8 protein-coding genes are annotated in these 10,213 nt (G+C 69.3%); 4 read left to right on the top strand and 4 right to left on the bottom strand.

Annotated elements, in window-relative coordinates; all coding sequences use genetic code 11:
- Positions 1–185 (bottom strand): hypothetical protein (locus tag VF794_RS26030; RefSeq protein WP_331114947.1); only part of this gene is annotated, 185 nt, incomplete at its 3' end.
- Between the two features lie 373 nt (positions 186–558).
- On the opposite strand from VF794_RS26030, the gene VF794_RS26035 reads away from it, so the two are divergent.
- Positions 559–2,178 (top strand): S8 family serine peptidase, encoded by a 1,620-nt coding sequence (locus tag VF794_RS26035; protein WP_331114949.1) that lies wholly within the window; start codon positions 559–561, stop codon positions 2,176–2,178.
- Positions 2,179–2,191: 13 nt separating this feature from the next.
- Here the strand turns inward: VF794_RS26035 and VF794_RS26040 are convergent, their stop codons facing one another.
- Together VF794_RS26040 and VF794_RS26045 are read right to left on the bottom strand one after the other, a co-directional pair.
- Positions 2,192–2,815 (bottom strand): cyclase family protein, encoded by a 624-nt coding sequence (locus VF794_RS26040; RefSeq protein WP_331114950.1) that lies wholly within the window; start codon positions 2,813–2,815, stop codon positions 2,192–2,194.
- 103 nt (positions 2,816–2,918) lie between these two features.
- Positions 2,919–4,013 carry a glucose 1-dehydrogenase gene (locus tag VF794_RS26045; RefSeq protein ID WP_331114952.1) on the bottom strand — a complete coding sequence of 365 codons (1,095 nt, stop codon included), beginning with the start codon at positions 4,011–4,013 and terminating at the stop codon, positions 2,919–2,921.
- Between the two features lie 175 nt (positions 4,014–4,188).
- Between VF794_RS26045 and VF794_RS26050 the strand changes: the two genes are divergently transcribed.
- From VF794_RS26050 to VF794_RS26060, 3 genes are all read left to right on the top strand, one after another.
- Positions 4,189–4,749, top strand: a complete 561-nt coding sequence (locus VF794_RS26050) for a hypothetical protein (RefSeq protein WP_331114954.1) — start codon at positions 4,189–4,191, stop codon at positions 4,747–4,749.
- A gap of 152 nt (positions 4,750–4,901) precedes the next feature.
- Positions 4,902–5,459, top strand: a complete 558-nt coding sequence (locus VF794_RS26055; protein WP_331114956.1) for a Uma2 family endonuclease — start codon at positions 4,902–4,904, stop codon at positions 5,457–5,459.
- 116 nt (positions 5,460–5,575) lie between these two features.
- Positions 5,576–7,828, top strand: coding sequence for a PAS domain-containing sensor histidine kinase (locus VF794_RS26060; protein WP_331114958.1), 2,253 nt, complete (start codon positions 5,576–5,578; stop codon positions 7,826–7,828).
- Positions 7,829–7,846: 18 nt separating this feature from the next.
- Here the strand turns inward: VF794_RS26060 and VF794_RS26065 are convergent, their stop codons facing one another.
- Entirely contained in the window at positions 7,847–9,910 is a 2,064-nt protein-coding gene (locus VF794_RS26065; protein ID WP_331114960.1) for a PilZ domain-containing protein, read from the bottom strand.
- Between the last annotated feature and the right edge of the window lie 303 nt (positions 9,911–10,213).

The following is a 10,213-nucleotide window of genomic DNA, read 5'->3' on the forward strand; positions in this document are numbered from 1 at the left end:
TACTTGGTGCCCGCCCCGCCGCAGCTGGGGACAAAGTACGGAAGCACGTCGATCATTCCGGAGGCGACGACCTGATCCTGCTGGGGCAGGTCGAACTCCGTCAGCAACTGCTCCTCATCCGGCGAGACGGGACCACAGCCGATCAGCCCGACCGCGACGACTGAACTCAACAGGATCTTCTTCATAGACGTCTCCTTTGAAAAACCGGAATACGGATGAAAGCCGCCAACCGAGATGTCCCTTACATACTGAATCATATGGATGGATGTCAAGCGTACGTGGTTTTTCTGGCGAAACCCGCTTTCTTTGAAGGTTCGGGAAGAGGTGTGGGGACGTAGGTGTGTCTGGTTTCAGACATGGACGCGGGGAGGCGTGCGAGGATGACCGTCCATGAAAAGCGACCGCGGAAGGCGTTGGGTCTGGTTGGGAATGTTGGGCCTGATGGCATGCCATCCTGAAGTGCCTATCCCTCCACCCGAGCACCCAGTGCACGGGGTGCCGCCATCTCCGCGGGGTTGTCCCTTTCCGGATCCGGGCACGTCTTCTCCCCCACGCGTGATGAACCCGACAGGCGGGGAGCAGGTGCGGCGGGACGGTCGTGAGCCGGTGCTGGTCCGCTTCCGGCCCGTCGCGGCGGTGAGCGCCCTCGCGGCGACCCGGGCCCATGAGGCCGAGGTGGAGCGCGTGGGAGGGCATGTGCGTTACACGTGGCCGCGCCTGCACGCCCTCGCGGCATGGCTGAGGCCCGAGGAGCGCCAGGCGCTCGCGCGGAGCCCGGACGTGCTGGCCCTCGAGCCGGATGGGCGGGTGCGGGCCTCCGGGGTGACACCGCTGGGTGAAGCCGTGCTGGCCGGAAGCCCGGGGGAGTACACCGAAGGCCTGCGCATGATTCAGGCGCCCCAGGTGTGGGACGCCGACGAGGATGGAACGCTCGACAGCGGGGCGCCCACGGGCGAGGGCCTCAAGGTCTGCGTCATCGACAGCGGCTGGGATGATCGCCACCCGGAGCTCCAAGCCGCCTATGCGGGCGGGTGGGACTTCCTCGAGGACGACAGTGACGCGAGGGACTACAGCACCGCGCTGCACGCCTGGGGCGGAGGGCACGGCACCCATGTGGCGGCCATCCTCGCCGCGCGACTCGGGTCGGGCGGCGGGGTGAGGTCCGGGTACGAGCCCGGAGGCGTGGTGGGGGTGGCGCCCGGCGCCTCGCTGCTCATCGCTCGCGTGCTGGACATCCACGGCCAGGGCCGGATGTCGGATGTCATCGAGGCGCTCCAGTGGTGCCGGGGGCAGGGCGCGCGCATCGCCTCCCTGTCGCTTGCCTCGCCAACGCCCGGTGAGCTGGTGCGAAAGGCCTTCGAGGACGCGCTGTCCGCGGGCATGCTCTCCGTCGCGGCCAGTGGCAACGCCGGGATGGCCCACCCGTCCTCCATCGCCTATCCGGCCGCCTACCCGAGTGTGCTCGCCGTGGGGGCGGTGGACCTTCTGGGCCAACACCTCATGTTCTCGCAGTCCGGCCCCGAGCTGGGCCTGGTCGCGCCCGGCATGGACGTGCTGTCCGCCACCCTCCTGGGCGCCGCGTCCTGCTCCTCGGTGGAGGCGGGAGAGCGCCGCTTCGCGTCCCAGGCCCTCGAGTCCTCGGGACCGGGGGACTCCACGGGCCCCCTGGTGGACTGCGGCCTGGGCGAGAGCGCAACCTCGTGTGGACAGAGCGCGCCCACCGGCGGCTTCATCGCGTTGGTGGCGCGCGACGGCAACTCCCTTGCCCTCTCCCGGAAGGTCTCCCACGTGGTGGCCCAAGGGGCTCGCGCGGTCATCATCCGCAACGATGTGCCCGAGGATGGTGAGGGCACCTTCTCCCTCACTGAGCCTGGCCCCTGGCCGCCCGTCGTCTCCGTGTCATACGACTCCGGCATGGAGCTCGGGGTGCTCGCCGGCACGAGCGTGCGGGTGAGCGCCACGCGGGTGGACTATGCCCGCATGACGGGCACGTCGATGGCGACGGCCTACGTCTCGGGCGTGGCCGCACTCGTGTGGAGCGCGCGCCCGAGCCTCACCCCGATGCAGGTGCACGAGCTGCTGCGGCGCTCGGCCTCGGAACTCGGTGCCCAGGGGCACGATGACACCTTTGGATGGGGCCTCGTCCAGGCGAGAGCAGCCCTCGAGCTGCTCCCCTGAACCACCTACGACTTCAATCGCGCAAGGCTCGCACCAACGCCCGCGCTGGCGAGCCCCACTCCGCCTTCATGTTCAGCGGCAGGCACACCAGCTCGTGCATCCCGGGCTTCACGTCGCTCAAGTCCAGCCCCTCGATGAGCCACACCCCCGCCTCGCGCAGCTTCTGGTGCACCCGCGTGCCCTCCGCGTGGAAGCCCCCGCGCGACACGTAGTCCACCCCCACGCACGCCACCCCCCGCTCCAGCAGCAGCTGCGCCGCCGCGTCCGACAGCATCACGCAGGCGTCCTCCTGCGGCCTCTTCCACCACTCGCGCAGCGAGTTGCGCGTGCGCAACAGCAGCCGCTCGCCCTTGCGTGGCTCGTAGTCCGCCAGCGAGTCCGCCCGGATGCAGTCCACGTCATCCAGCACCAGCACCCGCGCCTTGCCCACCGTCGCCGACAGCGGCAGCCGCTCGGTGTCCTCCAGGTCCAGCTCCAGGCTCGGCGGCGCCGTCACGTACGTCCCCATCCACGCCGCCCGCTTCAGCCAGTCCGCCCGCGCCTCCGTGCCCTCCCCCACCGGCGCTCCCCGCTCCTCCCCCTCCGCCACCGGCTCCTCTCCGAACGGCACCGAGATGTCCAGCCAGGCTCCCTCCATGTGTTCCTCCTCTTTCGAGACGCGGGTGTGCTTGGGGCGTCAACGACCCTCAGCGTATCCCTCTCCCGGGGGGAGAGGGGACATACGCAGTGTCACCCGCTTCTCACCCTGGGGCGAAGACGATGACGTCCTTGATGGCGCTCCGCTTGTCTCCCTTCACCACCTCGGCGTAGGCCTCCGGCGGGTGCCTCGCCGTGATGATGCGCTCCAGCCCCCCCGGCCACTTCTTCCGGAAGCGCTCCAGGTCCTGCACCGCCTCCTGGAAGTCCTCCGCCGCCGCGTTCACCGTCCCCACCACCACCTGGTTGTTCATCACCAGCTGCTTCATCAGCACGCCCTCGTCCAGCTCCTCTTCCTGGCTCTGGGGTACCCCGGTGAGGACGAACACCCCGTTGGGCGCCAGTCCCTCGAGCAACTGGAAGGCCGCGCTCGCCACGCCCGCCGCCTCGTACACCACGTCCGCCCGCCCCCGCTGCTTCACCAGCGCGTCCACCGGGTGCTGCTTCGAGGACACGTAGGGCGCCCCGAGTGACTCGGCCAGCTCCGCCTTCGCGTTGGGCTTGGGCGAGCGCGAGTACACCGTCGTCCGCAAGCCCGCCCGCATCAGCACCATCGCCCCCAGCAGCCCCACCGGCCCCGCCCCCAGCACCACCGCCCGGCCCGCCTGCTTGGGTTTCCACGGCAGCCGGGACTGCACATGCGCCACCTCGCGCAGCGCCTTCTCCGCGATGGTGAGGGGCTCGGTCAGCACCGCCACCCCGCGCAGCTCGCGTGGCACCCGGTGCAGGTACGCCGCGTCCTCCACGAAGAACTCCGCCGCGAAGCCGTGCGCCCCTTGAATCCCTCGCTCCGTGTACTCGCCCGTCACGCAGAAGTCCGTGTACCCCGCGCGGCACGGCTCGCACTCCGGACTCGGGCATGGCCGGCGCACCCGCGGCACCACCAGGTCCCCCGGCGCCAGGCCCTTCACCTGCTCACCCACCTCCACCACCTCGCCCAGACACTCGTGGCCGACGATGAGGTGGTCCTCCCCCTCCGGTGGCTTGCCGTGTTTGAACTCCACCACCTCCTTGTCCGTGCCGCACACCCCCACCTCCAGCGTCCGCACCCGCACCTGCGTGGGCGAGCGCAGCCGGGGCTCCGGCACGTCGATGACCTTCACCTCGCGGCCCTTGGGGAACACCGCCACCGCCTTCATGGAGCCACCTCCTGTGTGGGCCTCCTCGATGCCCTGGATTGCCCGGGCGCGCACCTGCCCCGGTGTCCCGAGCCCCGGTGGTGGACACTCGGGCCCCCCAGGTGCGTACCGGTCAACGAAGCCCGGGCGTGAGTTCCCGCGTGCCCCCTCCCCGCTCCCGCGCTATGAGGAAGGGGTGAACGAACCAGCGCCCTCCCTCACCCCCTCGCGCTCGCTGTTCATCGGCGCCGCTGGCGTCCTGGCGCTCTCCATCCCCTTCCTCGTCTTCGGGCTGGCCTTCCTGGATAACAAGGCCCGCATCGTGCTCCAGTGCGAGCGCGGCGGTCCCTGCACCGTCACCCGCGCCGGCTGGCTCACCCAGGAAGTGGCGGGCGTCTTCACGGTGGAGGAGATCCAGGGCGCGCGTGTGGATCGCAACCGGGCCCCCCGCGGCGAGCAGCAGAGCATCTACCGCCCCGTGCTCGTCACCACGCGCGGTGAGATTCCCCTCGCGTACGAGTGGATGGCCGAGGAGAAGAAGGCCAACCGCATCGTCGTCGCCATCAACAAGTTCCGCCAGAGCGCCGAGTTCCCCGGCTTCACGATGTGGCACGACGACCGGCCCCGCGCCGGACGCATGGGGCTCATCTTCACCGTGGCCGGCGGGCTGGTGCTGCTGTTCGGACTGTTCCTCCTGTGGCGTGCCGTGCGCCGCCGCAAGTACGAGCGCGCCCAGGGCACGGCTCCAGGGGTGTAGGGACTCGTCGGGCGCGGGGTGGTGACCTTTCCCGGAGGGGAGGGCTACCCTATGTCGGAAGTAGGGTCTAGACTGTTCGTATGGACAGCCAATCGAGCAGTGCTCCTTGGGTTCCTCTTGAAGAGACCCGCCCGACTGCCCATGCTCCAGGCATGGGCGGCCAGAAGCGCAAGGCGACCTACGCGGATCTGGAGGCAGTGCCCTCACACCGTGTGGCGGAGCTGATCGAGGGCGAGCTGTACGTGAGTCCCCGGCCCGCCATTCCGCATGCGGTGGCGACCGCGGAGCTTTTCAATACCCTAGGCAACCCGTTTGGCAGGGGGCAAGGCGGCCCGGGAGGCTGGCGTCTGCTCTTCGAGCCCGAGCTGCACCTGGGAGAGGACGTGCTGGTGCCGGATCTGGCGGGCTGGCGTCGCGAGCGGATGCCCCGGACTCCGCGCACGGCGGCCCTCACGCTCGCCCCCGACTGGTTGTGCGAGGTGCTCTCCCCCTCCACACGCGTGTTGGACCGGAAGGCCAAGCTGCCGGTGTACGCACGCTCGGGCGTACGTCACGTGTGGTTGGTGGATCCGGAGGCGCGCACACTGGAGGTGTTCCGTCTGGAGGGGGCCCACTACGTGTTGCTGGCCACCCACGCCGGCCCGGACCGGCTCCGCGCCGAGCCCTTCGAGGCACTCGAGTGGGAGCTGTCCCTCCTCTGGGAGGAATGACTCTCACGGCGCGAGGTGGACCTGGCCTCGCCTTCCCTCCACGGCGCTGATGCGCCGCGCATAAGCGTGTTAAGGGGGCTGTTGCTCCGAAGCGCTCCGAAGGGAGGCGAGATCTCTTGAATCACGCGGAAAATCCGTCTCCGGAAGCGGCTCGTTCCCTCGCGGAAATCCTCCAGCGAAGACGGGCGGACATCCTTCAGGCCTGGATGGACAAGGTCGGGGCCCCTCGGGGGCTTGGCGCCCACCTCCCCGAGTTCCTGGAGCACCTGATCGAGGAGTTGCTCGCTCCTCGGGCCGGTGCCCGCCGCGAGAGTCGACAGCTCGGTTGGACGCACGGACACCAGCTCGAGGACGTCATCCACGAGTACGGGCTCCTGCAATCCGTGCTGCTCGCGCTCCTTCATCGGGAAGCGCCCCCCTCGCTGGCGGGCCTCCAGCTCCTCCTCACACTCATCAATGAAGCCATTCGCGAAGCCGCCGCCGAGTTCCAACGCGCGAGGACCCAGACCGAGACGGTGAGAGCCGGCGAGCGGGAACGGCTCATCTCCGCCTTCAAGGCCGCGACCGCCGCGACCGCCATCGTCCACGGTCCCGAGTTCCGCTTCGAGTTCGCCAACGACGAGTACCAGCGGCTCTTCTTCGACGACTCCCGCGAGTACCTGGGCCTCCCTGTTCGCGACGTGTTCCCAGAGCTCCAAGGCACCGGCATCTTCGAGCAGCTCGATGAGGCGTATCGGGTGGGAAACCGCATCGAGCAGACGGAGGTCCCGCTTCGGTTCCGCACCGCCGATGGACGCATGAGTCACGGTTACTACACCTACACGTTCACGCCTCATTTCGATGAGTCAGGTCAGGTGCAGGGCTTGATCCTCATGGGGATCAACGTGACCGAGCAGGTGCTCGCGCGACAGGCGATTCAAAGAAGCCAGGAGCAGCTCAAGCTCATCACGGACGCGATTCCAGACCTCGTCGGCTACGTCACGCGGGAGGAGCGCTACAGCTTCGTGAACCGCGCCTACGAACAGTGGTTCGGAAGGCCCGTCGAGGAGATTGTCGGGCTGCGCACCCGCGAGCTCCTGGGAGAAGAGTTCCATGCCCGGGTGCAACCCCTGTATCACCGCACCCTGGCCGGGGAAGTCATCCAGACCGAGCAGGAGATCCGAAACGCCCGGGGGGAGCTGCGCCAACTGGAGCTGCGTTACCTGCCGGACCGTGGTCCGGATGCCCACATCCGTGGGTTCGTGGTGGTGGGCAACGACATCACCGAGCGCAAACAGGCGGAAGAAGCCGTTCGCCGCAGCGAGGAGCAGCTTCGACTCATCACCGATCGTCTGCCCGCCTTCGTCTCCTATATCGATCGGGAGGGGCGCTATCAGTTCGTCAACCGGACCTACGAGGTCTGGTTCGGCATGAAGGTCTCCGACATCCGGGGCAAGCGGCGCCGCGATTTCGCGACCGCGGAGACCGCACGGCTGGCGGATCCTTATGAGCGGCGCGCGCTCGCCGGTGAGTCGGTCCGCTACGAGAACGTGCTGCGCAAGCCCTCGGGGGAGTACTCCGTCCAGGATGTCGAGTTCGTCCCCGACCGCGATTCCGAGACCGGGGAGATCCGTGGCGCCATCATCGTCGCCCACGACATGACCGAGCAGAAGAAGATCCGCCAGGCCCTCGAGGAGGCGATCCGTGCTCGCGACGAGTTCCTCTCCATCGCCTCCCATGAGCTGAAGACTCCGCTCACCTCCATCCAGCTTCAGACCCAGATGATGCAGCGCAACATCGAGCTCGGCCGCCCGGACGCTTTCGATCCCCCCCGGGTGACCCGGCTCGTGGCGCAGATCCACAAGAGCATCCAGCGGCTGAGCCGGCTGGTGGATGACATGCTGGACATCTCCCGCCTCGCGACCGGGAAGCTCTCCTTCACGCCGGAGCGGTTCGACCTCTGCAAGCTGGCCCAGGAGGTCGTGGAGCGCCTGCTCGTTCAAGCGAGCGTGAGCGGCGCTCCCCTCTCATGTGAAGGCCCCGACCCGATCGAAGGCGACTGGGACCGCTTTCGCATCGAGCAGGTGATCACCAACCTCATCACCAACGCCCTCCGCTACGGTGAGGGCTCCCCGGTTGAAGTCACCATCCACCGCTCGGGCCAGCATGCCGTGGTGAAGGTGCGGGACCAGGGCCCTGGCATCTCTCCCGAGAACCAGGAGCGGATCTTCCAGCGCTTCGAGCGCGCCACCTCCGCGAGCTCCGTGAGCGGCCTGGGGCTCGGGCTCTACATCTCCCGGGAGATCATCGAGCGCCATGGCGGGGTGCTCCGCGTCGAGAGCGAGCCCGGCCAGGGCGCGACCTTCATCGTGGAGCTTCCCCTGGCGTAGGCCGCGGGGAAGTGGGGGTCAGGAGTCTCCTCTCGGCGTCGTCGCCTCGCACAGGTGCTCGATGAAGTCCGGCAGCAACTGCGCCGAGAGGATCCAGATGCGGCCCTCTCCCAGGTCCGCCAGCTTCGCCTTCTCCGTGTACCCCAGGTGTTCCGTCTCCACGTAGTGCACGAAGACGTCCCGCCCTCGCGCCCGGTACCACTCCGCGGCCCCGGTGAGCAGCGCCAACATCGCCTCCTGGCCCTCCGGCGAGGACTCGTCCTCCAGGGGGATGATCCGCAGCCCGTCCAGCACGTGGAACAGGTTCAACCCCGCGTGCGCCGTCTCCAGCACCCCCACCGCCAGCGCGCGCCCGTCCTTGCGGGCCACCAGCACGTCCCGCTCCCGCTTCAGCCCCGCCTGGCTCCACTGCCGCTTGAGCCCCGCCAGCTCGAAGCGCTCCGGCACCAGGTCCAACGCCTCCCGGTAGGCCTCCGGCCGCGTCCGCTCCAGCCGCTCGAAGAACAGCGCCTTCTCCTCCCGCGTCGGAGCGCCCAGGCTGAAGCCCTCCGGCAGGCTCCACTCCCGCCGCGCATCCGCCTCCATGAGGCGGAACGGCACCAGACACGTCTGCCCCGTGTGCTGGTACCACTCGGCGAAGTCCATGGCCGTGAAGCGCACCCAGCGCACGTTCGCCTCGCAGTACGCCAGGAACCACTTCACCTCCGGGTCCATCTGCGCCGGCTCGAAGCCTCGCAGGTACACGTCCCGCAGCGCGTCTCGCGCCGTGCCCCGTGACTTCTCGTTCTCCGGCTGGTGCCGCGCCAGCTGGTGCGCCAGCCAGCTGCCCGAGTACGGCTTGAGCCACGACAGGCTCGCCTCCACCGTCTCGCCCGCCGGCATCGGCCTCACCACCCGGTAGCCCAGCCGCGGGTGGCCCTCCAGCCGCTCGTGCGCCTCGTGGTACTCCTCCTCCAGCTTCGTGAACGCCGCCGGCGTCTTCCCCGACAGCCGGAAGTAGCCCGAGCGCTCGTAGAGTGCCCACGTGCCCCGGCTCCACTCCCCCGCCACGCGCGTGTTCGGGTGGCTCTGCTCCTCCACCAGCCGCCTCCAGCGCGCCGTCTCCTCCTCACCGCCCACCGGCACCACCGACATGCCGCAGCGCCGGCCCGCCGTCGTACCCGTGATGTTGCGCACCTCGGCGCGCACCCGCACCGGCTCCATCCCCGGCAGCCTCACCTCCGCCTCCACCCCCAGCCCCGGGTACAGCAGGTCCTCCCCCGGCTCCGTGCAGAAGGACAGGCCCTCGTACGACACGTCCGCCAGCTCGCGCTCCACCCGCACCTGCGGCCACACCGGGTGGCGGAAGCTCACCGTGCACCCGCCCCACGCCGCCGCCCTCCGCAACCGCCGGTGCCGGTAGCGCACCACCTCGCGCGGCAGCGGCACCGTCCACAGCCCGTCCTCCTCCGCCGCGTGCTCCACCTCGAAGTGCAGCACCGAGCTGAAGCCGAACACCTCCAGCGAGAACGGCGCCGCCGGCGGGGGGCCCAGCACCTCCCACGCCACCCGGGCGTCGTACTTGTCGTACAGCGCCGCCACCAGGTCCACGTTCCCCGTCCTCGTGCGCGCCCGACCCCGGCACCGCCTCGCCGTCAGCGCCTCGAAGATGCGGCCGATCCGGTCCGCCCGGGTAATCCGCTCGCTCCAGATGGGCTGCCCCGGCGGCAGCTCCAGCCGGCCCTGGTCCTTGAGGACCTCCAGCATCGACACGATGCGCCGGCCCGTGTCCAGCGGCGGCGCCACGATGCGCAGGTTCAGCTCCGAGAGCGCCCCGGGCCCCGACAACGGGACGTTCATCACCTCCGTGAACAGCCGCGTCGTCTGCTCCCCCGTGCCCAGCACCACGTTGGCCGTCTGCCCCGGCCGGAGCGCCGAGGGCCTCGACAGGTGCAGCGTCAGGTACTCCGGCGACAGCTGCACCAGCCGCGCCCCGGGCTGCGTCTCCCCCTCCACACTCGCCACCGCCGACAGCCCCGGGCCCATCCGGTAGCCCCGCGCGTTCTCCAGGGCTCGTGTGCGCTCCGCCTTCTCCGTCGCCATGGGAACTCCGTCCGTCGTGGAGAGCCGGTTTCCGACATCAGTGAAATATTCTCGTTTCACCGACCTGACCGGCCACCCGTGGAATTTCGGTTCCGCCAATGTGGACACAGGCCGCGGGGGTTGCAGCGCCACCCGGGGGGTGGATCCTCGCAAGCGTTGCGGACCCATCGCCTCGGCGTGTGACGGCCAACACTGAGCACCCGCACTGTCCTCTGGGTCCAGGTTGTCCGAGTGAGAACCCGGACACAGGGCATGGGTTGCCAGGCGCTCGGGGGATTCTCTCGGTTCTCGAAAACGCGGAGC

It is taken from the genome of Archangium sp. (assembly GCF_036389735.1).
In the GTDB taxonomy this organism is placed as follows: domain Bacteria; phylum Myxococcota; class Myxococcia; order Myxococcales; family Myxococcaceae; genus Archangium.

Bases quoted from the DNA above. Each gene is read 5' to 3' on its own strand.
- VF794_RS26035 (WP_331114949.1), top strand. From the start codon at position 559: ATGAACCCGACAGGCGGGGAGCAGGTGCGGCGGGACGGTCGTGAGCCG.
- VF794_RS26040 (WP_331114950.1), bottom strand. From the start codon at position 2,815: ATGGAGGGAGCCTGGCTGGACATCTCGGTGCCGTTCGGAGAGGAGCCG.
- VF794_RS26045 (WP_331114952.1), bottom strand. From the start codon at position 4,013: ATGAAGGCGGTGGCGGTGTTCCCCAAGGGCCGCGAGGTGAAGGTCATC.
- VF794_RS26055 (WP_331114956.1), top strand. From the start codon at position 4,902: ATGGGCGGCCAGAAGCGCAAGGCGACCTACGCGGATCTGGAGGCAGTG.
- VF794_RS26065 (WP_331114960.1), bottom strand. From the start codon at position 9,910: ATGGCGACGGAGAAGGCGGAGCGCACACGAGCCCTGGAGAACGCGCGG.